Source organism: Streptomyces neyagawaensis, assembly GCF_023516595.1.
In the GTDB taxonomy this organism is placed as follows: domain Bacteria; phylum Actinomycetota; class Actinomycetes; order Streptomycetales; family Streptomycetaceae; genus Streptomyces; species Streptomyces neyagawaensis.
Map to the genome: position 1 here is coordinate 232,602 of NZ_JAMGBG010000001.1, position 24,027 is coordinate 256,628.

General features: G+C 73.7%; 16 protein-coding genes and 1 pseudogene. 10 read left to right on the forward strand and 7 right to left on the reverse strand.

Features of this window, described 5'->3' with window-relative positions:
* Positions 1–93: 93 nt before the first annotated feature.
* The 4 genes from M8J73_RS00980 to M8J73_RS00995 all read left to right on the forward strand — a co-directional run bounded on the left by M8J73_RS00980 (position 94) and on the right by M8J73_RS00995 (position 4,284).
* The gene (locus M8J73_RS00980) at positions 94–2,808 is read left to right on the forward strand and encodes a sensor histidine kinase (RefSeq protein WP_249828105.1); all 2,715 of its coding nucleotides are present in this window, start codon (positions 94–96) and stop codon (positions 2,806–2,808) included.
* A 103-nt stretch (positions 2,809–2,911) separates the two neighbouring features.
* Positions 2,912–3,340 carry a roadblock/LC7 domain-containing protein gene (locus tag M8J73_RS00985; RefSeq protein ID WP_159774189.1) on the forward strand — a complete coding sequence of 143 codons (429 nt, stop codon included), beginning with the start codon at positions 2,912–2,914 and terminating at the stop codon, positions 3,338–3,340.
* Positions 3,333–3,707, forward strand: a complete 375-nt coding sequence (locus M8J73_RS00990) for a DUF742 domain-containing protein (protein ID WP_249828106.1) — start codon at positions 3,333–3,335, stop codon at positions 3,705–3,707. The genes M8J73_RS00985 and M8J73_RS00990 overlap by 8 nt, the downstream gene beginning before the upstream one ends.
* Positions 3,688–4,284: a GTP-binding protein gene (locus tag M8J73_RS00995; protein ID WP_249828107.1), complete on the forward strand. Its 597-nt coding sequence runs from the start codon at positions 3,688–3,690 to the stop codon at positions 4,282–4,284. The genes M8J73_RS00990 and M8J73_RS00995 overlap by 20 nt, the downstream gene beginning before the upstream one ends.
* 55 nt (positions 4,285–4,339) lie before the next feature.
* Here the strand turns inward: M8J73_RS00995 and M8J73_RS01000 are convergent.
* Together M8J73_RS01000 and M8J73_RS01005 are read right to left on the reverse strand one after the other, a co-directional pair.
* Positions 4,340–5,333: pseudogene (locus M8J73_RS01000) on the reverse strand (adenosine kinase).
* Positions 5,334–5,397: 64 nt separating this feature from the next.
* Positions 5,398–5,910: an ATP-binding protein gene (locus M8J73_RS01005; RefSeq protein ID WP_206187796.1), complete on the reverse strand. Its 513-nt coding sequence runs from the start codon at positions 5,908–5,910 to the stop codon at positions 5,398–5,400.
* A gap of 299 nt (positions 5,911–6,209) precedes the next feature.
* Here M8J73_RS01005 and M8J73_RS01010 point away from each other — a divergent pair, with 299 nt between their 5' ends.
* From M8J73_RS01010 to M8J73_RS01020, 3 genes are all read left to right on the forward strand, one after another.
* Positions 6,210–7,085 (forward strand): Sco1979 family transcriptional regulator, encoded by an 876-nt coding sequence (locus M8J73_RS01010; protein ID WP_249828108.1) that lies wholly within the window; start codon positions 6,210–6,212, stop codon positions 7,083–7,085.
* A 67-nt stretch (positions 7,086–7,152) separates the two neighbouring features.
* Positions 7,153–7,365: a DUF397 domain-containing protein gene (locus M8J73_RS01015; protein WP_055542557.1), complete on the forward strand. Its 213-nt coding sequence runs from the start codon at positions 7,153–7,155 to the stop codon at positions 7,363–7,365.
* Between the two features lie 120 nt (positions 7,366–7,485).
* Positions 7,486–8,301 carry an SAM-dependent methyltransferase gene (locus tag M8J73_RS01020; RefSeq protein WP_055542555.1) on the forward strand — a complete coding sequence of 272 codons (816 nt, stop codon included), beginning with the start codon at positions 7,486–7,488 and terminating at the stop codon, positions 8,299–8,301.
* Between the two features lie 71 nt (positions 8,302–8,372).
* Here the strand turns inward: M8J73_RS01020 and M8J73_RS01025 are convergent, their stop codons facing one another.
* The 5 genes from M8J73_RS01025 to M8J73_RS01045 all read right to left on the reverse strand — a co-directional run bounded on the left by M8J73_RS01025 (position 8,373) and on the right by M8J73_RS01045 (position 17,244).
* Entirely contained in the window at positions 8,373–9,485 is a 1,113-nt protein-coding gene (locus M8J73_RS01025; RefSeq protein WP_055542554.1) for a LacI family DNA-binding transcriptional regulator, read from the reverse strand.
* Positions 9,486–9,621: 136 nt separating this feature from the next.
* The gene (locus M8J73_RS01030) at positions 9,622–12,084 is read right to left on the reverse strand and encodes a beta-galactosidase (protein ID WP_249828109.1); all 2,463 of its coding nucleotides are present in this window, start codon (positions 12,082–12,084) and stop codon (positions 9,622–9,624) included.
* Positions 12,084–13,862 carry a glycoside hydrolase family 35 protein gene (locus tag M8J73_RS01035; RefSeq protein ID WP_249828110.1) on the reverse strand — a complete coding sequence of 593 codons (1,779 nt, stop codon included), beginning with the start codon at positions 13,860–13,862 and terminating at the stop codon, positions 12,084–12,086. The genes M8J73_RS01030 and M8J73_RS01035 overlap by 1 nt, the downstream gene beginning before the upstream one ends.
* Positions 13,863–13,939: 77 nt before the next feature.
* On the reverse strand, positions 13,940–15,115 hold the full coding sequence (locus M8J73_RS01040) for an MFS transporter (protein WP_249828111.1): 1,176 nt from the start codon (positions 15,113–15,115) through the stop codon (positions 13,940–13,942).
* A 632-nt stretch (positions 15,116–15,747) separates the two neighbouring features.
* Positions 15,748–17,244: an FAD-dependent oxidoreductase gene (locus M8J73_RS01045; RefSeq protein ID WP_240501478.1), complete on the reverse strand. Its 1,497-nt coding sequence runs from the start codon at positions 17,242–17,244 to the stop codon at positions 15,748–15,750.
* A 218-nt stretch (positions 17,245–17,462) separates the two neighbouring features.
* On the opposite strand from M8J73_RS01045, the gene M8J73_RS01050 reads away from it, so the two are divergent.
* From M8J73_RS01050 to M8J73_RS01060, 3 genes are all read left to right on the forward strand, one after another.
* Entirely contained in the window at positions 17,463–20,603 is a 3,141-nt protein-coding gene (locus M8J73_RS01050) for an AfsR/SARP family transcriptional regulator (protein ID WP_249828112.1), read from the forward strand.
* 209 nt (positions 20,604–20,812) lie between these two features.
* Entirely contained in the window at positions 20,813–22,936 is a 2,124-nt protein-coding gene (locus M8J73_RS01055; protein ID WP_249828113.1) for an AfsR/SARP family transcriptional regulator, read from the forward strand.
* A gap of 136 nt (positions 22,937–23,072) precedes the next feature.
* Complete coding sequence (locus M8J73_RS01060) at positions 23,073–24,005, forward strand: helix-turn-helix domain-containing protein (RefSeq protein WP_249828114.1); 933 nt, start codon at positions 23,073–23,075, stop codon at positions 24,003–24,005.
* The last annotated feature ends 22 nt before the right edge of the window (positions 24,006–24,027 follow it).

A 24,027-nucleotide genomic window follows, 5' to 3' on the forward strand; every position in this document is an offset into this window, starting at 1 on the left:
CGCTGTCGTACGAGGAATCAGATGCCAGGCACCCGCGACCGGCGGACACGTCATCGGTCCGCCTCTCGCACATCCCTCCGGTACTCGTTCGTCGTGCCGTTCGTCGTCCCCGCGGTCCTCGCCACGGGAATCTGGGGCTACACGGCGGCCGGACTCGTCGACGAGCAGATCCAGTTGTGGGCCGAGTCGGACCGGGCCACCTCCGTCGCCGCGCCCGCGCAGACCGTGCTGTCCCGGCTCCAGGAGGAGCGCCGGCTCACCGCCGTGTGGCAGACGAGCCGGGCCGGGTCGGACCGTTCGAAGCTGGACGCGGCCCGCGAGAAGACGGACGCCGCGGTCACCTCGTACCGCAAGGCGTCCATGTCCGCGTTCGACACCCACCGGTTGCGGAACCTGGCGGAGAAGCTCGACGACGCGCTGGACGACCTGGAGGACCGGCGCTCCGCGATCGACGACCGTGAGCTCGACGGCGACGGCGCCTTCCAGTACTTCACCGGTGCCGTGCAGGCCGGGGTGAACCTGTTCGGCGCGGCCGTGAGCAGCGACGACGGCAACCGCGCGCACTCCGTCGAGGCCACCACGGCGGTCGTACGGCTCACCGAGATGCTCTCCCGCGAGGACGCGCTGATCTCCGGCGCGCTGCCCTCGCGCAAGCTGACCCCGCAGGCGCGCACCCGGTTCTCCCAGTACCTGGCGATCCAGCAGGAGATCCGCGCGGCGCTCAACGCCCGGGATCTGCCCGTCGGCGGCGCCGCCTCCTACGGGGAGATCACCGACAGCGCGCAGTGGACCACCATCGGCGTCGTCGAGGACGCCATGACCAACGGCGAGGGCACCGCCCTGCCCCGGCAGGCACCGGCCTGGCCCGGTGCGAGCGAGGGCGTCATCGGCGATCTCCAGTCGCTGGGCGCCGAGTCCGTGCGGGGCGTCGCCGACGCCGGTTCGGAACGCGCCGACGACCTGCTCCTCGCCAGCCTGCTGGGGTCCGCCGCCACGCTGATCGCGCTGACCGCCGGGGCCCTGCTGGCCTCCCGGGGCCGACGCTCCACGCTGCGCCGGATCGCCGACCTCCAGCGCAGGACCGAGGAGCTGTCGGACGTCTGGCTGCCGCAGCTGCTGGCCCGAATCGAGCGCGGCGAGCGAATAGATCCCGAGTCCCTCGCCGCCGGCCGGCAGCCCTCGGCGGACGAGATGGAGCGGCTCGCCGGCGCCATCGAGCACCTGGGGCGGGTCGCCGCGGAGAGCGCGGTACGCCAGAGCCTCGGCCGGGAGGGCTCCGAGAAGGTCTTCGCCCAGCTGATCCGCCGGACGCAGATCCTGATCCACCGCCTCATCTCGCTCCTGGACGACCTGGAGCGCAAGCACGAGGACTCCGACCTGCTGAAGGACATCTTCAAGGTCGACCACCTCGCCACCCGTGTCCGCCGGCACGCGGAGAACCTGGTGATCCTCTCCGGTTCGCCGCCCACCCGCCGGATGACCGCGCCCGTCTCCATCACCGACGTGATGCGCAGCGCGGTCGCGGAGACCGAGGCGTACACCCGCGTCAAGATCAAGAACCAGCCGGCCGACCGTCGGCTCGCCCTGACCGGGCGGGCCGTGTCGGACGTGACGCATCTGCTCGCCGAACTCATCGAGAACGGCACCAGCTTCTCGCCGCCGGACACCCAGGTGTTCGTCAGCGCCACCAAGGTCGCCAAGGGCCTGGCCATCCATGTCGAGGACCACGGCCTGGGTGTGCCGGAGGAGTTGCGGCACAAGGCGAACCACCTTCTCGCCCACCCGCCGAAGCTCGACATGACCGCCCTGGGCGCGGACCCGCGCCTCGGGCACTTCGTGGTGGCGCGGCTCGCCGAGCGCAACAACATCAAGGTGGAGCTGCGCGAGTCGGTGTACGGCGGCACGCTCGTCGTCGTCCTGCTGCCGGCGGACCTCCTGGAGGAGGTGGACTCGCCGGTCCTCGACCAGCTCACGTCGGCGGTGGCCGCGTCGAACATGGCGGCGGTGTCCTCCGGTACGGGCGGGCTCGGCGGGGGCGGGCATGCCGTCTCCGACGTGTCGGAGCCGCACAGTGCCGGGGTGCTCGCCGGGGTGGGCGCCGGTGCCGTCTCCGGCGGCGCCGACCCGCTGGCGGCTCCCGGGAGCCTGCTGACGGACCCCCGGATGCCGGACCACAGCGGATTCCCCGATTACGGAGGTGCCGGTCTGTTGCCTCCGGCGCCCCTGATGCCCTCGTCCGCGGGCACCACCGACTGGGCTCCCCCGCAGGAGCCCGCCACGCACCCCACCGCGCCCGCCGGGCAGACCACCGCGCCGCACACCACCCTGACCAGCGGTGGCGGCACGGCCGGCGGGGCACACCAGGGTCCGGGCGCCGGATACGGCGGCGGACCCGAGTACGGTTCCGGCGCCCGGACGAGCGCCGGAACGGAGTACGGGACCGGAAGCGGACCCCAGTACGGAAGCGGAGGGGGTGCCGGGCTCGGGCCCGCCACCTCCGGGTCGGGTGCCATGACCGGGCACTCCTCCCCCGCCGCGTCCGGCCGGGCCACCTCCTCCGGTCCCCTGACCACACCCCAGGTCCTGCCCCAGCGGACCCGGGGTGCGAGCCTCGCACAGCAGCTCCGCAAGGAAGCCGCGGACGGTCTGCGGGAAGGCGACACCGAGGCGGGGCTCTCCCCCGACGCCTCGGCACGCGCCATGATCGCAATCCAGCAGGGGCTGAAGCGGGCCCGGCTCTCCGAGCCGGGCGGGCCGGACGGCAACGACGACCGGCAGGCACGACCGCGCGGCCCCGGCGCCACATGACGGGTGCTCTCCCCCCGGCGCCCCACCCCCCGGCGCAACCCCCCATGGCGCCACCTGACCGGCGCTTCCCCTGGCGCCGACTAACTGTGAGGAACATTCAGCAATGACTGAGCAGGTACAACCCGGTCCCCAGCTGGACTGGCTCCTGGACGGACTCGTCGAGCGGATTCCGGAGATCCGCTGCGCCGTGGTGCTGTCCGGGGACGGCCTTCTCATCGGGAAGTCGAGGGACATCCGGCGTGACGACGCCGAGCACCTGTCCGCCGTCGGTTCCGGCATGCACAGCCTCGCCCGGGGCGTGGCACGCCACTTCCACGGCGGCGAGGTGCAGCAGACCGTCATCCAGATGGAGCGGGCCTTCCTCTTCGTGACGGCCGCCGGCCGGGGCGCGCGGCTGGCCGCGATCGCCTCGGAGGAGGTGGACGTCGGCATGATGGCGTTCGAGATGGGAACTCTGGTCAAGCAGGTCGGCAAGTACCTGAGTGCCGCACCACGGGTGGAGGCCCCGTCCGGTTACGTCCAGGATGCGTGAGCCACGATGGCTCGACGATGAGCAGGCCGGACGTCATGTCCGGCCGTACGCCATCACCGGTGGCCGTACCCGCCACAGCAGACATCACTTCACGCTGATCACGCTGGTGGTCTCCCGGTTCACCCATGAGTCGGAGCAGGACCACTTAGAGCCGGAGGCCATGGCGATCCTCGCGCTCTGCCGCGAACGTGCCGTCGCGGTGGCCGAGATCGCGGGGACCCTGGATCTGCCGGTGAGTGTGGTGAAAGTGCTCTGCGGCGACCTCCTCAACGCCGAGCTGATCATTGTCCAGGCCCCGCCCGCGCTGACCGAGCAGCCGAGCGTGGATCTCATCGAAAGGGTGATGGATGGTATCCGTCAGCTCTGAGCCGCTCCTCCCCACCGCCTTGAAGATCCTCATCGCGGGCGGCTTCGGCGTCGGCAAGACCACGATGGTGGGCTCGGTGAGTGAGGTCGCCCCACTGGAGACCGAGGAGCGCATCACCACGGCGAGCGTCGGCGTCGACGACCTCGCGGGCATCGAGAAGAAGAGCTCGACCACGGTCGCCATGGACTTCGGCCGTATCACCATCTCGCCGGAGCTGGTGCTCTACCTCTTCGGTACGCCGGGCCAGGACCGCTTCTGGTTCATGTGGGACGACCTGTCGACGGGCGCGCTGGGGGCCGTGGTCCTCGCCGACACCCGCCGTCTGGACGCGTCGTTCGCCTCGATCGACTTCTTCGAGTCCCGCGACATCCCGTTCGCCGTGGGCGTCAACTGCTTCGACGGCCGCAGGGAGGCGACCGCCGAGCAGGTCCGCCAGGCCCTCGACCTCGACCCGTCGACGCCGGTCGTGCTGTGCGACGTGCGGGAGCGCCAGTCCAGCAAGACGGTCCTGCTGGCGGTGCTGGAAGCGGCACGCGCCCAGGCGGAGGCCCGGCTGGCGGCGAGCGGACAGCTCTGACGTCCGGGCCCACGGCGCGGCGCCCCCGGCAAGGGCTGCCGCGCCTCCGCGCCGCTCAGGGCTCCGGCTCGGCGGTGCGGGCGAGGAGTTCGGCGCGGCCGATCGCGTCGGTGCGGGTCGAGGGGACCGTGCAGGCGTACGCGCCGGCGATGGCGCCGAACAGGCCGCACCGGTGCGGTGGTTCGCCGGTGAGCCGGCCGAAGAGGTAGCCCGCCGCGAACGCGTCCCCGGCGCCGTTGGAGTCCACGACCGGCGTCGGCGGGGGCACCGCCGGGATGCGGCTGAGCACATCGTCGGCCAGGTGGTAGGCGCCTTCGGCGCCCGCCGTGACCACGACCACCTGGGCCCGGCCGCGTTCGGCGATCCGGCGCATCGTCGTCTCCGGGTCGACGAGCGCGGCGGCCGACAGGAAGACGATGTCCGCCGCGTGGGCGAACGGCTCGTGGTAGGGGTTGACGCCGTCCCAGTCGTGCAGGTCGGTCGACAGGCTCACCCCGGTCTCCCGCAGCACCGGCAGGGAGGCTGCGCACGGTTGGCTGATGGCGACGTGCACATGACGGCTGGCGCGGGCGAGAGCCCGGACGGTCTTCGGTGGCAGTTCGTCCGCGTCCTGGCCGCGGCTGCCGTCGTAGAGCGAGCGGCGGCGCCCGTCGGGGCGGACCAGGTTCACGGCCCGCCGGGTGCCGCCGGGCAGGGGCGCTCGGTGAGCGGGATGCCCCGGTCCCGGTGCGGCGCGCGCACCAGGTCGCCCTCGTGGTCGTCGCCGAGCAGGTCGAAGTGGTGTGTCCGCAGCTCCAGGCCGTGTCCGCAAAGTCCCGCCTGCCCCGCGACGCCTGGCCCGCCCTCCGGGCGGACGACGGGACTTTGCGGACACGACCCAGGGCGTGCAGGGCGACCGCCGTGAAGCCCCCGGTCTGCCCGGCTATGGTCTCGATGGCCGGCACCAGATGGCTGTCGGCGAACGGCAGGGGCAGTTCGGGCACGTAGACGATGTTGTCGACGCCCGTCCCGCCCAGGACCAGGACGTCGATCTCGGACTCGGTGCTCACCGTGCTTCCCTCTCGCCGTGCGGAGAGGGAAGCGTGGACCCGGTCGTGCGGTCCCGGTGGAAGGTCACGCCGTCGGAGGGGCGGGCTCGGCGGTTTCCCGGCCCTCCGACGGCAGTTCTGCCCAGACGACGCGACCGGACCGTTGTGGGGTCTCGTCGACCCCCCAGTCGCTGCTGAGCATGCCGACCAGCATGAGCCCGCGTCCGTTCTGGTCGTCGGGTCCGGGTCGGCGTCGGGCGGGCTGGGCGTGACCGCAGTTCTGGTCCTCGACCTCGATGCGGAGCCGCTGCCCGGTGAGATGCAGCCGACACACGATCCACTCGCTCGTGGTGTGGGTCAGCGCGTTGGTGACGAGTTCGGAGGTGATGAGGAGGGTGTCCTCGCGGAGGTCCGGAGTCACTCCCCATTCCGCGAGCAGTTCGCGGACCGTTCTGCGTGCCTCACCCGCCGAGGCGGGCACCGCGGGCAGTCCGAAAACGCCCGCTCTGTGGGGCTCGTAGGCGGCCGCCCTCCGGGTGGGTGGACACATGGCCGGCGGTAACCGGTCCGACGACTGGGGGAGGAGGGGCGGAGCCATCGCCGTATGCCTTTCGTGGGCCCTTCGCACCGTCAGTGGTGCCGGTGCCACGGCCGGCCTCGCCGTACGCCGCGAGGATCGTGCAACTCGCTGCGCACAGCGCTGAGTTGCGGCCACATCTCCCCCAACCTGGCCGCGCAGCCCCAGCGTTCACCGAAGCCGTGACGGTGGTTCCACTGTGGCATCCGTGAACAACACCTCGCAACCAGCAAGTTGAAATTTGCAATTTGTCGATCGCAGCATGTCAACGTTCGCGCCAAGATCGTGCCAGACTGCGTCATCGAGGCGAGGAGGTGGGCGTGAGCGCGGAGACCGACTGGGGCGGGGCCCCCTCCGTACTGCGCATGATCCTCGGCCGTCAGTTGGAGGAACTTCGCACCCGCGCCGGCCTCACCTTCGAGCAGGCCGGTGAGGCGATCGGGGTGAGTCACTCCACGATCCGCCGGATGGAGGCCGCCAAGGTCGCCCGGCTGCGCCTGCCGGACGTCGAGAAACTGCTCCAGGTCTACGGGGTGAGCGACCAGCAGGAGATCGAGACCTTCCTCAAATCGGCCCGCGAGGCCAACAAACGCGGCTGGTGGCACACCTACCGGGACGTCCTGCCCGACTGGTTCGCCGCGTATCTGAACCTGGAGCAGGCGGCGCTCCAGATCCGCGCGTACGAGGCGCAGTTCGTGCACGGGCTGCTCCAGACCGAGGCGTACGCGCGGGCCCTGCTGGGCGCCGGGAATCCGCATGCGGCGACGGAGGCGACCGAGCGACGGGTGGCGCTGCGGATGCGCCGCCAGGAACTGCTGACGAGGGAGAAGCCGCCTCGGCTGTGGGTGGTGATGGACGAGACGGTGCTCCGGTGGCCGGTGGGCGGGCCGAACGTGATGCGCGCCCAGATCGACCATCTGATCGAGCTGAATCGGCTGCCGCATGTGACGGTGCAGCTGATGCCGTTCCGGAACGGCCCGCATCCCGCGATGCGGGCCGGCGCGTTCCATCTCTTCCGGTTCAGGGCACCCGAATTGCCGGACATCGTCTATCTCAACGGTCTGGTGGGCGCGGTGTACCTCGACAAGGGGGGCGACGTGGTCGTCTACCGCGAGGCCATGGACCGGCTGGGCGCGCAGTCCGCGCCGCCCCGCAAGACCGAGGCCCTCCTCGGCGCCCTACGCAAGGAGCTCTGACGTGCACCACGACATATCCCAGGAAGTGCGCCACTCGACACGTGACATCCGCGACGTACGCAACGGCATGCCCTCCCGCGACCTCGGCGCCCACGACTGGCGCCGGCCCTGGAGCGACGACGCGGGAGGTGCCTGCGTGGAGGTGAAGAAGCTGGCGGACGGCCGGGTCGCCGTACGCCAGTCGACCGATCCGGACGGCCCGGCGCTGGTCTTCACCCCACGGGAGATGACCACGTTCCTGGCCGGAGTGAAGGCGGGCGAGGCCGACTTCCTGCTGTGAAACCCCTTGCTGCCAAGCTGTGTTGACGCACCACTTGCTGAACCGGGGTTCGGCGCACGCCGGACCCCGGGCTTGCCCGACCACGCACCTGGACCGAACGACCTGATGGGAGGGGCGGCGTTGCCCGACAACGGATGGCCGGCCGACCGGATCGACACCGAGCACGCGCATTCCGCGCGCATCTACGACTACATCCTCGGCGGCAAGGACTACTACCCGGCCGACAAGGAGGCCGGTGACGCCATGGCGCACGAGTGGCCGGCCCTGCCGGTCCATATGCGCGCCAACCGCGACTGGATGAACCGCGCGGTGCGCTGGCTCGCCGAGAAGGCCGGCATGCGCCAGTTCCTCGACATCGGAACCGGCATCCCCACCTCCCCCAACCTCCACGAGATCGCCCAGTCGGTGGCCCCCGAGTCGCGGGTGGTCTACGTGGACAACGACCCCATCGTCCTCACCCTGTCCCAGGGGCTGCTGTCCAGCACCCCCGAGGGCAGGACCGCGTACATCGAGGCCGACTTCCAGGACCCGGAGACCGTTCTCGGCTCCCCCGAGTTCCTGGAGACCCTCGACCTCTCCCAGCCGGTCGCGCTCACGGTGATCGCGATCGTCCACTTCGTCCTGGACGAGGACGACGCGGTGGGCATCGTGCGCCGCCTCCTCGAACCCCTGCCGTCCGGCAGCTACCTCGCGATGACCATCGGCACCGCCGAGTTCGCGCCGGAGGAGGTGGGCCGGGTCGCCCGTGAGTACGCGGCCCGCGACATGCCGATGCGGCTGCGCACCATCGACGAGGCCCATGAGTTCTTCGAGGGCCTGGAGCTCGTCGAGCCGGGCATCGTCCAGGTCCACAAGTGGCAGCCGGACGGCACCGGCGAGCAGGACATCCGCGACGAGGACATCGCGATGTACGGGGCGATAGCCCGCAAGCCGTGACCGGGGGCGGCGCTCCCGGCTCTCCCCGGCGCCGCCCTGTGCGCCCCGGCGCCGCCCTGCACTCCCCCGGGTCAGCGCGGTGCCGGGCCGGTGCTGCGGCGGACGATGAGTTCGACCGGGACGACCTGTTCGGTCCGTGCCGGGGGTTCCTCCGTGTCGGCGGGGTCGTCCAGCTGGGTCAGGAGCAGCCGCAGGGACCGGGTGCCGATCTCGGAGAAGTCGGTGCGGATGGTCGTCAGCGGGGGCAGCAGATGCGCGGCCTCCGGGATGTCGTCGTAGCCGACGACGCTCACGTCGTCCGGGACGCGGCGGCCCGCCTCGTGCAGGGCCCGCAGCAGCCCGAGGGCCATCTGGTCGTTGGAGACGAAGACGGCGGTGACGTCCGGGCTGTCCGCGAGCCGCCGCCCCAGTGCGTAGCCGGAGTCGGCGCTCCAGTCCCCGACGAGCGGTTCATGGACGGGGGCACCGGCCCCGGTGAGGGTCTCGCGCCAGCTCGCGGCGCGCCGGTCGGCGGAGGTCCAGCCGGTGGGGCCCGCGATGTGCCAGACCGTGGAGTGGCCGAGGCCCAGCAGGTGCTCGGTGGCGAGCCGTGCGCCGGCCCGGAAGTCCGAGGACACCACGGGGGTGCCGTCGCCGAGGCCGTTGTCGAGCATCACCAGCGGGGTGTCGGGGCGGGCGGAGGCGAGCGCCGTCGCCACCGGGCGCTGGGGGGCGATGGCGATGATCCCGTCCGCGCCCTCGGCGGACAGCCGGTCCACCGCCTGCACGACGGTGTCACGGTCCGCCGTGTCCAGCGCGATGGAGCTGACCAGGTAGCCGGCCTCCTGGGCGGCCGTGTTGATCGCGGTGAGGGTGGAGGCGGGTCCGTAGCGGGCCGCGTCGAACGAGATCACACCGAGCATGCGGGTACGGCCGCTGGCCAGGGAGCGCGCGCTGCGGCTCGGGCGGTACCCGAGGGTGCGCATCGCGGCCCGCACGGCCTCACGGGTCTCGGGCCGTACGGCCGGGTTGTCGTTGAGGACGCGGGAGACCGTCTGCTTGGAGACGCCGGCGAGCCGGGCCACGTCGTCCATCACCGGCCGGGAGCCGGCGAAGTTCCGTCTGCTGCGGCTGCCGGTGGGTCTGGGGCCGCCGGCCGTACCGGTGTCCCCGGCCGCGGTGCCGTCCGTGGTGCTTCGGGGCATGCGGCGCTTCCTTCTTCGACGGGAGGGCGGGACGGCGTCCCGCCGGGGTTCACAGAATAGGTGCGGCGCCCGGGGCGCCGGGGGAACCGAGCCGACGGGAGGCAGCGGCGCGGGCCCCGGCCTCCCGGTCTCGTGGTCAGCCCGCCCGCAACGGCAGGGTGTGGACGGTGAGCCACTCCACCCGGTCGACCCGCGCGGGCAGCGGGGAGTCGTCGATCCGGTCCGGAATGTGCACCGGCGCCCCGGCGGGCAGCGGCAGGATCTTCAGCCGCAGGCCCTCCGTACCCGGGTCGCCTTCCGTCCGCAGCCGGTCCACGGCGAGGTCCCAGACGCGCCCGGAGTAGAACTGGTCGGCGACGAGCCGGTCCCCGACGTAGGCGCGGCCGGTGTCGCCGGTCCAGTGGACCCGGAGCAGGGTGCCGGGCGGGAGTTCGTCCGGCACGGGCACGTGGTACTCGGCGGCGACGGTGTCGTAGTGCCCGTCCGCCGGGGCGCCGGCCCGCCCGAGCACGCCGGTGGCGGTGGGCGGTGCCTCGCCGGGCGCCCGGACGAGGGCGGCGGGCAGGGTCCGTTCCGCCCCGCCGAGCCCGTCGGCGCCGCCCGGCCCCTCGGCCGCAGCGACCAGCGTGTAGCGGGCGAACACTCCGTCCGCCGTCTCCTTCACCGTGCCCGCGGCGGCCACGGGTGCCGCGGGCGGCGCGGGCGGCGCGGGCAGCACCGCGAGCGACGGCTCGGGGGACCGGCTGTGCACCCGTACCTCGTCGCGGTGGGTGTCGAAGACGACGCCGCCGTCGCAGAGGACCAGCCGGTCGGCGCCCCAGGCGGGGCCCCGGTAGGCGGTCCGGGCCGTGGCCGCGTCCAGGACGAGGAGGTCGACGCGGCGGCCGTCGGCGGTGTCCACCTCGACGAGGGCGTCCGTGCCGGGCCGCAGCCCGGTGACGAGGAGGCGGTCCCCGACGGTCGTCAGATCACCGGAGGGTACCCGCACCGCCTTCACCGACCGTGCGTCCAGGGCGAGTTCGGGGGTGATGCCGTCGATCGCGGCCAGCACCAGCACCGGGTGGCCCGCGTCGGCGTCACGGCCCTCCTCGGCTCCCCCGCCCGCGCCGTCCAGCACGCACAGCACCTGCGCCGTCGCCCACTCCAGGCGCAGTCCGCCCAGGTCGAGCCGGAGCGGCCAGCAGAAGTAGGCGCCCCGGCGGACCGTGACCGGTGTGGCCGGCAGGGTGAGGGGCGGCGCGTCGGGGAAGTCGACCGTGAAGGAGACGTCCGTGTGGTCCGGCAGCGGCTCGTGCGGCTGGTGGTTGTTGACGAAGAGGAACCCGGACCGTCCGTCGCCGCGCACCGCCCAGCGCAGGGTCTCCCGGTCGTCCTGCCCCGTCGGGAGCCGCTCGGGCAGCACCGACCTCATGGGGGCGATGTGCTCCCCGAAGTCGGCCAGCATCAGGTGCTGGAGGCGGAGTTCGTCGTAGGAGGGGCGGTACTGGCCGTACTCGCCGAGCGGGGCCTGGAAGTCGTAGGTGAGCAGGGGCAGGTCGTTGGGGTAGCCGGTGGCGTGGGACTCCTGGAGGAACGTGGTGCGCCCCCGGGGGTTCGTGCCACCGTGGAACATGTAGTAGCCCTGCCACACCGAACCGCACCCGATCTTGGTGAGGCCGAGGGCGCCGATGTCGGCGGCGTCGACGCGCGGCCTGCGGTGGTAGGCCACGGCCATGCCGCCGCCCAGCTCGCAGGTCGCCCAGGGGAAGCGCTCCGCGAGCGCCTCCGGGTCGCCGCCGCGGACCGTGGTGGGGCGCAGGTCGGCGCCGATGCCCTCGTCGTCGCGCTGGTGGGTGAAGAAGAAGTGCTTGCGGCAGGTGTCGGGCCAGCCGCCGTCGGCCTCGGTCCAGAAGGTCTCGGGGTAGCCGCCGTACAGGGGCAGCAGTTCGTCCTCGGGCAGTTGCACGCCGCCCCAGGCGGTCGACGTCCACAGCGGGGCGGCGAGTCCGGCCTCCTGGGCCGTCCGCTTCAGGGTCAGCAGATGGCCCGGCTGGTCGTACAGCTCGTTCTCGATCTGCACGGCGACGACGGGCCCGCCGTGGCCCCGGTCCAGACCGCGTAGCTGCTCGGCGAGTGCCGCGTACCAGCGGCGTACGGGCGCCAGGTACGCGGGGTCGTCGGTGCGGGGCGCGTCGGTGCGGGCGAGGACCCAGTCGGGCAGGCCCCCGCCCCGTACCTCCGCGTGCACCCAGGGGCCGATGCGGGGGATGAGGTCCAGACCGTGGCGGGCGCAGAGTTCGGCGAAGCGCCGCAGGTCGCGGTCGCCGTCGAAGCGGAGGTCGCCCTCGGTCTCCTCGTGGTGGATCCAGATGACGTACGCGGCGACGACCGTCACCCCGCCCGCCTTCATCTTCAGCAGTTCCTCCTCCCACTCCCCGGCGGGGCAGCGGGTGAAGTGGAACTCACCGGAGACCGGGAACCAGGGCCGGCCGCCGCGGGTGAGCCAGCGGCTGGTGACCTCGATGGGGTCGCTCGCGCCGGGGACGTCCGCGAAGGGCAGATGACCGGTGAGCGGGGGCGGGGGCTCGGGCGGGAGGCGCAGCCGGTGGGGGGCCGTCATCAGGGCTTCACCGGCCCCAGGTCGGGGGTGTCGGTGAAGTGGGCGCGGGCGGTGGTGGTGGCGTTCAGCTCCAGCAGGACCAGTTCGTTGGCGCCGGGGCGCAGGACGGGGGCGGGGACGTAGAGGGTGCGCTGCGGGCCCCGGTTCCAGTAGCGGCCGAGGTGGAAGCCGTTGACCCAGGCCTGGCCCTTGGTCCAGCCGGGCAGGGAGAGGAAGGTGTCGGCGGGGGTGTCGACGTCGAAGGTGCCGTGGTGGAAAGCGGGCACGGTGGTGTGTGCCGTCTCGCCGGCCGGGGCGAAGGGCACCGTGGCCAGGTCGGTCAGGGGCAGCCGGTGGGTGTCCCAGCCGTGCAGGGCAGTGCCGTTGAAGGTGACGGGGCCGAGGAGGCCCTTGGGGGCGCCGATGCGGGGCCCGTAGTTCACGCCGCCCATGTTCTCGACGAGCACCTCCAGGGTGGCGCCGGCGCGGGGGACGCGCAGTGGGAGGGTCTCGTCGTGGCGTTCGCGTTCCAGTACGCCGACGGGGGCGCCGTCCACGAAGACCTGGGCGCGGTCGCCGACCCCGCCGGCGAAGTGCAGCAGGCCGTCGCCCGGCTCGGGGAAGGCGCTGCGGTAGAGGACGTAGCCGGAGCGCTGGCCCAGTTCCTCCATGGTGAGCGGGTCCTCGGTGCGGCCGGCGGACGGGCTGTGGGCGGTGGCCCACGGCAGGAGGGGTGCTCTGCGGTCCAGTTCGACGGTGATGCCGGAGAGTTTCGGGGACGGGGCGGGGGCGGGCTCGTCCGGGACCGGGGCGTGGCGGGCGATCACCTCGCGGAAGGCGTGGTACTTGGGGCCGGGGTCGCCGGACTCGGTGAGGGCGGCGTCGTAGTCGTAGGAGGTGACGATCGGCGCGTAGCACTGGTCGTGGTTGGCGCCGTTGGTGAAGCCGAAGTTGGTGCCGCCGTGGAACATGTAGATGTTGACGGAGGCGCCCGCGGCGAGCAGCCGGTCGAGGTCGGCGGCGGCGTCCGCGCCGTCCCGGACGTGGTGCTCCTCGCCCCAGTGGTCGAACCAGCCGATCCAGAACTCCGAGCACATCAGGGGCCCTTCGGGCTGGTGCTCGCGGAGCTTGCGCAGCGACTCCTCGATCCGGCCGCCGAAGGTGCCGGTGGACAGCACGCCGGGCAGGCTCCCGGCGGCCAGGTGGTGGGCGGAGCCCGCCTGGTCGCAGGTGAACAGCAACTCCTCGACGCCGCGAGAGCGCAGCGCGTTGTGCACATGCTTGAGGTACGCGGTGTCGTCGCCGTACGCCCCGTACTCGTTCTCGACCTGGACGGCGATGACGGGTCCGCCGTTCGCGGCCATGTGGGGCAGCAGCGGGGGCAGCAGGATGTCGAGGTAGCGGTCGAGGGCGTCCGTGAAGCGGGGGTCGCTGGTGCGCAGCCGGATGTCGGGGTCCGTGGTGAGCCAGGAGGGCAGGCCGCCGCCGTCCCACTCGGCGCAGATGTACGGGCCGGGGCGCAGCAGGACGTGCAGGCCCTCGGCGCGGGCGAGGCTCAGGTAGCGGGGCAGGTCGAGGAGGCCGTCGAGGACGAGAGGGCTGTCGGGGTCGGGCTGGTGGAGGTTCCACGGGACGTACGTCTCCACCGTGTTGAGGCCCATCAGCCGGGCCTTGCGCAGCCGGTCCGCCCACAGGTCGGGATGGATGCGGAAGTAGTGCATGGCGCCGGAGATGATCCGGAACGGTTCGCCGTGGAGGAGGAAACCGTCGGAGGACGTGGTGAGGGCGGGCGTGCGCAAGGCTGATTTCCCTTCGGCTCGGGACATGCGGGTGACTCGGGGACGGGTACGGTTCAGCGGGACGGGGCGTCGGTGTGTCAGCGGGACGGGGCGTCGGTGCGGGTGGCGCGGATCAGCCACAGGGTGGCCAGCAGGCACAGCGCCGACACGACGCACAGCAGCAGCGGCACCGCGCGGACGCCGGACCATTCGATGGCCTTGCCGAGCGCGGGCCCGGCGGCCACTCCCCCGACCATGGACGCGGCGATGACCAGCGCGCCGGCGCCGCGGGCCCGCGGCGCGGCGGCGTTCAGCCAGGGCAGGCCGGTGGGGAAGATCGGCGCCATGAAGAGGCCGACGCCGGCGTACGCGAACGGGGCGAGCCAGGGGATGACGGCGAGGAACAGGCAGACGGTCATGCCCGCGCAGGAGACGGTGACGATCGTCTGGGGGGAGTACCGCAGGGCGATGGGCACCACCAGGAAGCGGCCGACGGTCAGCATCAGCCAGTACACGGAGGTCGCGGTGGCGGCGGCCCCGGCGCCGTAGCCGACGGTCTCCAGGTGGGTGGGCTCCCAGCCGCCGACGCCGGCCTCGATGCCGACATGGAGGACGTAGAGGGCGACGAAGACGCCGAGCACCGAGGCCAGGCTGCGGCGCAGGGCGGACCCGCCGGCCCGCGCGGTGTCCTCGTCCGGGGCGGGGGTCAGGGGCGCGCGGTCGCGGATGCCGCGCAGACACAGCAGCAGGGGCAGGTTGGCGGCGGCGAAGGCGAGGAAGACCGCCGGGTAGTGCGCGGCACCGACGGCGCCGATCAGGGCGGGGCCGAGAATCGCGCCGATGCCGAAGTGGGCGTTGAGGATGTTCAGCATGGCCGTCGAACGTTTGCCGAAGCCGACGGCGAACAGCTGGTTGAGGCCGTAGTCGATACCGCCGAAGCCGAGTCCGGCGAGCAGGGCGGCGGCGAGGCCGGCGGGCCAGTTCGGGGCGAGGGCGAAGCCGGCCGCGCCGAGCGCCATCAGCAGGTACGAGGCGCCGAGGATCGTGCGGTTGCCCATCCGGCCGTAGAGCCGGTCGAAGAGCAGAACACCGGCGACACCGCCGATGAAGTGGGCGCTCAGCCCTAGCCCGGCGGCCGACGGGGACAGCCCGAACTCGTCACGGAAGGCCGGGATGGCGGGCCCGTACAGCGCCTGGAGAGCACCGATGAGCACGAATCCCACGCAGGAGGCGACCACGGCGGCCGGGCTGAACACCCGCGCCTCTTCAGCCACTTGGGGGTGGTGCACAGCGGATGCGGTCGGAACGTCGGACACGCGGGCACTCCACCTCGTCGCGGCAGGGACCCTGGCAGTGTTACCGGTAACATCACGACCGTCAAGACGGGGTCCGTGGATCGGCACGGGGGTGGAGTGATGCCGGTCGGCCGGGTGCGGGGGGCGACGGGCATCGGCGGGGACGGCTTGTGGTTGGTTCCTGTCGGCCGCCGTCCCGCGAAGCCGCCGAGGGTTCCTGTCGGCCTCCGTACCGTCAAGCCGTCGAAGGTTCCCGTCAGCCGCTGGTCGGTGCCCGTCGACGACCGGTGCTGTCCGTCGAGGGGGCGGGATGCCCGGCCCTTCGCCCCGGAGAGGCGGGGGCCGCCGAGGACCTCGGCGGCCGGGCGGGCACGGCTCAGCCGGGGCCGGGGTGTTGTCGGGGTGTCGTCGTCGGTGACCTGTCGGCCCGAGTCGCGGGCCTGGTCGACCACCTGCGTGGCCCGGTCGCGGGTCTCGCCCTGGGCGCGGTCGTCCGGGCGGGCGGAAGGGTACGGGCGCGCCCACGTGCGAGGGACGGGCGCGCCGGATCACGCGGCCCGGCCCTTCCCCGTCGGGCCCTCTCCCCATCGGGCCCGACGCCCGGCGTCCCCTCAGGCGTCCCCGTCCTCGCGGGTCAGCGGTGGCTCCTCGGGAGTCGGGAGGGCCGGGCCGAAGAGGACCGCTCGGGCCACCTTCGGGGCGAAGAGGGCGCTCAGGGGCTCCTTGAGGGTGAGGGCGGAGCGGAAGGCGCGGCCCACGACGGGGTCGCCCGGGGTGCGTTCCTGGACCCGGCGCAGATACCACCCGGCGACCCGGTCGGCGGGCCGTACGACGGCGGCGTTACCGACCGCGCCGGGCATCTTCTTGTCCGCCCCGGCCGAGATGTCCCACGCCTGCCGGGACGCGGCGAGCAACGCCTTCTGCACCCGGCGCGTGGTGGGCGTACGGCGCGGATCGGCGAGGGCGTCCCGCAGCGCGACGGCGCTCAGCGCGGCGACGGCCATGCCCTGCCCGTAGATCGGGTTGAACGTGCACAGCGCGTCACCGGTCGCCAGGAACCCGGCGGGGCGGCGGCCCGGCAGGTCGTAGCGGCGTCGGACGTTGGCGGTCCGCCGGAACCCGGACACCGGGGAGAGCGGCTCGGCATCGCGCATCCAGCGGTGCACCACCGGATGCGGGAGCCGCTTGGCGTACGTCTCGAACTCCTCCTCGTCCGCGGGCGGTTCGTCCCCGCGCAGCCCGGAGAAGGTGGCCAGATGGGTGCCGTCCTCCAGGGGCAGCACGACGACGCCGTACGGCTGGTCGGGGTTGGGGACGACGTAGAACCCGAAGGCAGCGGCACTCGCGTCCGCGCCGAGCGTTCCGGTGGTGTCGCGGTAGACGCGGGAGGCGTAGGCGAGGCCGGTGTCGATGGTCTCCTCGTGCGGCGCCTCGGCCCCGACGGCCGTCAGCCAGCGCGGGGCCTTGGTGCCGCGCCCGGAGGCGTCGACGACCAGGTCGGCGGCCAGTTCGCGCTGTTCGCCCCGAGCGCCGTCGCCGCGCTCGCGGAGCAGCACGCCGCGTGCGCGGGACGCGTCGCCGAGCAGCCCCACGGTCTCGGTGCCCTCGACGAGGGTGACGGAGGGGTTGGCCAGGACCCGGCGCCGGATCAGCCGCTCGATCTGCGCCCGCGAGCCGGTGTGGATGTGCGTCGACGCGGGCACCCGCCGGAACCAGCGGCCGCTCTGCCACTGCACGATGTCCTCCGGCATCCCCACGCGCGGCGCGCCCGCCGCCCGCAGCTCCTCCATGAACCCCGGCAGCAGCGCCTCCAGCGCGAGTTGGCCGCCCTCCAGCAGAACGTGCGGGTGCCGACTCTGCGGTACGCCGGGCCGGGGCGCCGTACCGGCGAAGGTGCTCCCGGCGGCATCGGCGTCGGCGTCAGCGTCGAGGGCGGCATCGGCGGGGAAGCGGTCGCGTTCCACGATCGTCACTCTCTGGGCGTGCCCGGCGAGGACGTGCGCGGCGAGCAGCCCCGCGAGACTGCCCCCGACGACGACCGCGTGCCGGCCGGCCGAGCCGCCCGATCCCGCCGATTCCCAACGGCTGTCCGCCCCACCCGAGTTCACCGAACGTGCTCCCTTTTCCGGAGATTCCCTGCGACCTGCCATCAGTATCAACCGCCCCCGGCGAACCGCCCCCACGGCTCACCGACGCCCACCCTGTGTCCCTCGCCGCTCAGCGCCGCCCCCTCCTCGCTCCCGCGCATGACTCTGGGTGGCTCGCGGGGCCACGTATCGTCATGGGGCCACAGAAGATACGAGATACGAGATACAAGGGGGCCTCCTTGGCACTGGAGCCGGTGTCGTTCGCGGTTCTGGGATCGGTCCGGGTACGGCGGGCCGGGGTGGAGCTGACACCGGGCCGTCCGCAGGAACAGGCGCTGCTGGCGCTGCTCCTGGCGCGGGCGGGGCGACCGGCCGCGGTGGGCGAGATCGTCGACGTGCTGTGGGGGCGGCGCCCGCCGGACAGTGCCGTCAATGTGATACGGCGTCATGTGGGTTCCTTGCGGCGGTGGTTGGAGCCGGGACTTCCCACCCGGGCCGTCGGGCGGTGGCTCGTCCGTGAGGCGGGCGGGTACCGACTCCTGGTCGCCGACGACTCCTTGGACCTGCTCCGCTTCCGCCGTCTGCGCGACGAGGCACGGCGGACCTCCGCCGACCGGGGCGCTGCGCCCGCACGGGCCGTGGACCTCCTCACCGAGGCCCTGGAGCTGTGGCGCGGACCGGTCGGCGCCGGTCTCCCCGCCGATGTCCGGGAGCGGGCCGGGTTCGGCCAACTCGACCGCGAGCGCCTGGCAGCCGTACGGGAGGCGGCCGACGGAGCCCTGCACGCCGGTATACCCGGCGCGGTGCTGCCCGCCCTCCAGGAGGCCGCGCTCGGCGCACCGCTCGACGAACCCCTGCTGGCCAGGCTCATCCTCACCCTGGCGGCCACCGACCGCACGGCCGAGGCCCTGACGACCTACCAGGCCGCCCGCAAGAGGCTCGCCGACGAGCTGGGCATCGATCCGGGACGGGAACTGCGGGAGGCGCACCGGACGGTCCTGCGCGGGGCGGGGCCCGGGAACGCCCAGGCGCGGCCCGGGGACGCCCCTTGCTCTGCCACGGGCCCCGCCGCCGCAGAGGCATCAGCGCCCGCGCCCGCACCCGACTCCGTGCCCGCGCCGACACCCGCGCCGACACCAGCACCAGGAACCGCCCCCGCACCCGCACCCATCCCAGCCCAACTCCCGCACGACCTACCGACGTTCACCGGCCGTCGGGCGGAGCTGGAGGAGGTACTGGCCCTCCTGGAGACCGCCACCACCGTTCCCTGCTCCGCCCCCGGCACCGTCGTCATCAGCGCCATCGGCGGTATGGCCGGCATCGGCAAGACCACGCTCGCCGTGCACTGGGCGCACCGGGTAGCCGACCGGTTCCCGGACGGGCAGTTGTACGTCAATCTGCGGGGCTTCACCCCCTCGGGTGCGGTGATGGGCGCGGACGAAGCCGTACGGGTGTTCCTCGACGCGCTGGGCGTACCCCCGGAGCGGGTCCCGCACGGCGTGGACGCCCGGGCCGCGCTGTACCGCAGCCTGCTGGCCGGGCGGCGGTTCCTGGTGCTGCTGGACAACGCACGCGACACCGAGCAGGTACGGCCGCTGCTGCCGGGGGCGCCCGGGTGCCTGGCCATCGTCACCAGCCGCAACCAGCTGACCGGGCTCGTGGCCGCGCACGGCGCCCACGCGCTGACCCTGCGGCCGCTGGACACCGAGCAGGCGCGGGCGTTCCTCGAACGGCGGCTGGGTGCCGCGCGGCTGACGGGCGAGTCGCGGGCGGTGGCGGAGATCGCCGCGCTGTGCGCGGGGCTGCCCCTGGCCCTGGCGTGTGTCGCGGCCCGCGCCGCCGCGCATCCGCGTTTCGCGCTGTCGGCGATCGCGGCCGAGCTGCGGGAGGCGCACGGCAGCCTCGACGCGTTCAGCCGGAGCGACACGTCCGCGAACGTCGGCGCGGTCTTCTCCTGGTCCCTGAGTGCCGTGTCGGCCGACGCGGCCCGCCTCTTCCGGCTCCTCGCCCTGCACCCGGGCCCCCACTTCTCGGCCCCGGCGACGGCCGCGCTGGCCGGGCTCCCGGTGCGCCGGGCCCGCTCCCTGCTGACCGAACTCGCCGACGTCCACCTCGTCCACGAGCACGCCCCCGGCCGCTACGCCCTCCACGACCTCCTCCGCGCCCACGCCACCGAACTCCTACGGGAAGCCGGACCGGAGCCGGACGGCGAGACCTCCGCCGGGGGCGACGCGGCACCGGAGCGCGACACGACCGGGCGGCGGGACACGAGCGTGGGGTCGGACATCACCACCGGGCACGACATGGCCACCGGGGACCAGGTCACCGCCGGACACGACCTCTACGCCCAACACGACAGGGCTGTCGGACCCGTCACGGCCGCCGAACACGACTCGGCCGTCGGGCGGTTGTACGCGTACCACCTGAACGCCGCCCACGCCGGCCAGCGGATGCTCGCCCCGCAGGAGGATCCGTTGGCGCCGGGGCCGGTCCCGGCGGGCGTGCGGGTCGAGTCATTCGCCGATCATGAGCAGGCCCTGGCGTGGCTGACGACCGAGTATCCGGTGCTCCTGGCCGTGATCGAGGCGGCGGTGCGCTCGGGGCGGGACCGGCTCGCCTGTCTGCTGGCCTGGGCGCTGGAGCCGTACTTCGACCGGCGGGGCCACTGGCACGACTGGGCGGCCACCCAGCGGACCGCCCTCGACGCCGCCCTCCGGCTGGGCGACCCCGCGTGGGAGGCGAGGGGGCTGCGTGCGCTGGCCCGCGCCGAGGGGCGACTGGGCCTGCACGAGGCGGCCCGGCCCCGCCTCGACAGGGCCCTGGAACTCTTCACCGAGCTGGGTGACGACATCGGCCGGGCCGACACCCACCGCAGCCTCGGCTGGACCTGCAACCAGGCGGGCGACCTGCCGGGCGCGCTGCGCCACAACCGGCTCGCGCTCGAACTGTTCCGGGACAGCGGCCGCCCGGCCGCGCACGCCAGCGTCCTCAACTCGGTCGGCTGGTACCACGCGTTGCTCGGGGAGTACCGGGAGGCACTGAGCCACTGCTTCCAGGCGCTGCCCCTGCTCCAGGACCTCGGCGACCGCTACGGCCAGGCGGCCACCTGGCACAGCATCGCCTTCGCCCACCACCATCTCGGCCGTCACCGCCAGGCCCTCCTCGGCTACGGGAACGCGCTCGGCTTCTACCAGCAGTTGGGCGTGCCGTATCTGGAGGCGAGCACCCTCGTCCACATCGGCGACACCCACCGCGCGATGAGCAACCACGACGACGCCCACACGGCCTGGCAGCAGGCACTCACCATCCTCATCACCCTCGGACACCCCGACGCCGACGACGTCAGGGCCCTCCTCACGGCCGGTGACCGATGTGTGTGACCGGCGGGGAGCCCAAGGCCGGGCCACCGCACCGGCCGGGTCACAACCCATCGGCGCCCGCCGGGCGAGTGGCCGACGAGAGCCCGTTGACCGGGGGCGCGGCGGCTCTGTTCCCTGAAGGGGTTGACCGGTGGGGTGGCCCGACGGGGGCGCCGGTCCGTGAGGCGGGGCGTGGGGCAGGGCGTGGGCGGCGGTCGGGGGTGGCCGGGGTGCGGGAAGCGTTGCGGTTCGAGGTGCTGGGGCCCCTGCGGGTGTACCGGGGCGACGAGGAGCTGGACCTCGGGTTCCCCCAGCAACGTGCCCTGCTCGCCCTGCTGTTGGTGCGGGCGGGCCGCCCGGTGCTCGCGGGCGAGATCGTCGACGTGCTGTGGCCCGGACGAGCGCCGGCCAGCGCGATGAACGTCGTACGGCGGTACGCCGGTGCGCTGCGGCGGCTCCTCGAACCGGATCTGCCGCCTCGCGCCCCCGGGCGCCGTGTACTGCGCCGCGCCGGTGGCTATCTGCTGGAGGCGGCCGAGGACGAGGTGGACCTGCTGCGGTTCCGCGCGCTCACCAAGCGCGGCAAGCGGGCGGCGGCCACCGGGCGGTCCGAGGCGGCGCTACGGCACTTCGTGGACGCGCTGGGCGACTGGCACGGACCGGTGGCCATGGGCATCCCCGCGTCCGTGCGGGAACACACCGAGTTCGCGGCGCTGGAACGCGAGTTGACGCGCACGGCGCGGATGGCCGCCGATGCCGCGCTGCTCTGCGGCGGCTCCGAGCTGGTCCTGCCGCATCTGCGCCGGGCCGTGGAACTCGACCCCCTGGACGAGTCGGCGCAGGCGGGCCTCGTCATGGCCCTGGCCGCGTCCGGCCTCCAGGCGGAGGCGCTGACCGCGTACGAGCGTGCACGGGGGCTGCTGGCGGAGGAGTTGGGCATCTCCCCCGGCCCGGAGCTGACGGCCGCCCACACCCGGGTGCTCCGCCAGGAGTGGGGTCCACCCCGACCGCCCGCACCGGCACGGTCACCCCACCCGACACCGACCGCCACCGTCTCCACGGCAGCCCCCACAGCAGCCTCCGCGTCAGCCCCCACAGCAGCCTCCGTGGCGGCCCCCACGGCAGTCCCCCGAGCGGCCCTCCCGTCCGTCTCCGCCGTGGCCTCCACGGAAACCCCCGTGGCGGTCCCCTCCACCGCCCCCGTGGCCGTACCCGTGACCGCCCCGGCGCCGCCATCGACCCCGCTCCGCCCCGCCCAACTCCCCGCCGATCTGCCCGTTTTCGTCGGCCGAGAGGCAGAACTCGGCACCCTGTTGCGAGTCACCGACGCGGCCGCCGCCTCCACCGGAGCGCCCGCGACCGTCCTGGTGAGCGGGATGCCCGGCATCGGCAAGACGGCCCTCGCGGTGCACTGGGCCCACCGGGTCGCCGACCGGTTCCCTGACGGCCAACTCCACGTGTCATTGCGGGGGTTCGACGCGGCCAGGCCCCCGCTGGAGCCCGACGAGGCCCTGCGCGGGATGCTCAGCGCGCTCGGCGTGCCCGCCGCGCGGATGCCGGCCGGGGTGGACTCCCTGGCCGGGCTCTACCGCAGCACGCTGGCCGGACGGCGGCTGCTCGTGCTGCTCGACGACGCCGCGGACACCGAGCAGGTACGGCCGCTGCTGCCCGCGGGACCGGGCAGCCTCACCCTGGTCACCAGCCGTCTCGCCCTGTCCGGGCTGACCGCGTCGGGGGCCCATCCGCTGCACCTGGACCTGCCGTCGGCGGCGGACGCGGGCGCTGTCCTCGCGCGCCGCGTCGGCCAGGGCCGGACGGCGGCCGAACCCGGGGCCGCCGCCGAGATCGTGGCGCGGTGCGGACGGCTGCCGCTGGCGCTGGCCGTCGTCGCCGCCCGTGCCGCCGACCGCCCGGACTTCCCGCTCTCCGCGATCGCCGCCGAGCTACGGCACGCGGGGGACGGCCTCGACGCCTTCGCCGGCACGGGAGGAGCGCCCGACCTCCGAGCCGCCTTCGACCCCTCCTACCGCAGGCTGCCCCCGGAGAACGCCCGCCTGTTCCGGCTGCTGTCCCTGCGCCCCGGCGCCGACCTCACGCCCGGCGCGGCCGCCGCGCTGGCCGGCCTCCCGCCGCGCCGCACCCGGCTGCTGCTCGACGAACTCGCCGACGCCCACCTCGTCACGGAGCACGCCCCCGGCCGCTACGTCCAGCACGCCCTGCTGCGCCTCTTCGCCGCCGAGCTGACCGCCGGCCACGACTCCCCCACGGAACGCCGCGCCGCCCTCCACCGGCTCCGCACCTACACGGCGGCCGTCCCCGACCGCCACCCCACCTCGCACGGCGACCGCCCCTGACCACCACCCCCACCTCGCACCGCAACCATCACCTGCCACCACGCCCTGCGGAACCCCTTGCGTGACAAGCCTTCCCGGCCACCGTCACTCCGCTGTCACTCTTTTTGCACATCTCCCTTCCTACGCTCCGGGTGCAGTGACCGACGGTGTGTTCGAGCGGCCCGGGAGGCAGCGACAGATGATCTCCGACACCAGCACTCTCGGGGCCCCGGCCCTCCGTATCGCCGTGCTCGACGAGGCGCCGACGCGGCTGCCCGGCCAGGAGCCGCCCGGTCGGGAGCCGCTGCGGGCGGCGGCGTACCGGCTGACCGCGCGGACCGGCGGCGAGTACCTGTTCGTGGGGGTGTGCGGGACCGGCGCCCCTGCTCCGGAGCGGCTGCCGGACATCGCCCTGGCGCCCGGGGACATCTGCTTCTACGACGCCGGCCATCCGCCGTTACTGGAGTTCCCCGACCGCTGCCGCCTGAAGGTGTTCCTCGTGCCGCGTGAGGCGATGGGGCTGGAGGAACGCGATGTGCGGCGGGTGACGGCGGCGCCGGTGGCCCGCGCCTCCCGGCTGGGGTCGCTGCTGTCGCCGTTCCTGTCCGAGCTGGCCGACTCGGCGGTCTCCGCGCGGCCGTTGGTCGCCGAGATGCTCACCCGGAACGCGGTGAACCTGCTGGCCACGCTGGCCACGGAGCAGTTGGGCCGGGAGGCGGGCGGGCCGCCGGGCGGGCGGTCGCCGCTGGTGGCGCGGATCCTGCGGTTCATCGACGAGCACCTCGCCGACGCGGACCTGTCGCCCGAGGTGATCGCCGGGGCGCACCACATCTCGGTGCGCTATCTGCACAAGCTGTTCCAGGACGAGGGCACGACGGTGGGCCGGTGGATCCAGCGCCGCCGTCTGGAGGAGTGCCGACGCGAACTGGAGCTCGGTGTCCGGGGGCGCCGCACGATCGCCTCGGTGGCGGGCCGCTGGGGTTTCCTGAGCGCGACGCACTTCAGCCGGGTGTTCCGGGCGGCGTACGGGATGTCGCCGAGCGAGTGGCGGGACAGCGTGGGCCGGGGCGGACGGACCCTCGCCCGGTAGCGGAGCGGGCGGTGACCCCGGT

Excerpts from the sequence above, each read along its gene's own strand:
- M8J73_RS00990 (WP_249828106.1), top strand. The coding sequence starts at position 3,333 with ATGCGTGAGCCACGATGGCTCGACGATGAGCAGGCCGGACGTCATGTC.
- M8J73_RS01030 (WP_249828109.1), bottom strand. The coding sequence starts at position 12,084 with ATGACGGCCCCCCACCGGCTGCGCCTCCCGCCCGAGCCCCCGCCCCCG.
- M8J73_RS01025 (WP_055542554.1), bottom strand. The coding sequence starts at position 9,485 with ATGCCCCGAAGCACCACGGACGGCACCGCGGCCGGGGACACCGGTACG.
- M8J73_RS00995 (WP_249828107.1), top strand. The coding sequence starts at position 3,688 with ATGGTATCCGTCAGCTCTGAGCCGCTCCTCCCCACCGCCTTGAAGATC.
- M8J73_RS00985 (WP_159774189.1), top strand. The coding sequence starts at position 2,912 with ATGACTGAGCAGGTACAACCCGGTCCCCAGCTGGACTGGCTCCTGGAC.
- M8J73_RS01015 (WP_055542557.1), top strand. The coding sequence starts at position 7,153 with ATGCCCTCCCGCGACCTCGGCGCCCACGACTGGCGCCGGCCCTGGAGC.
- M8J73_RS01005 (WP_206187796.1), bottom strand. The coding sequence starts at position 5,910 with ATGGCTCCGCCCCTCCTCCCCCAGTCGTCGGACCGGTTACCGCCGGCC.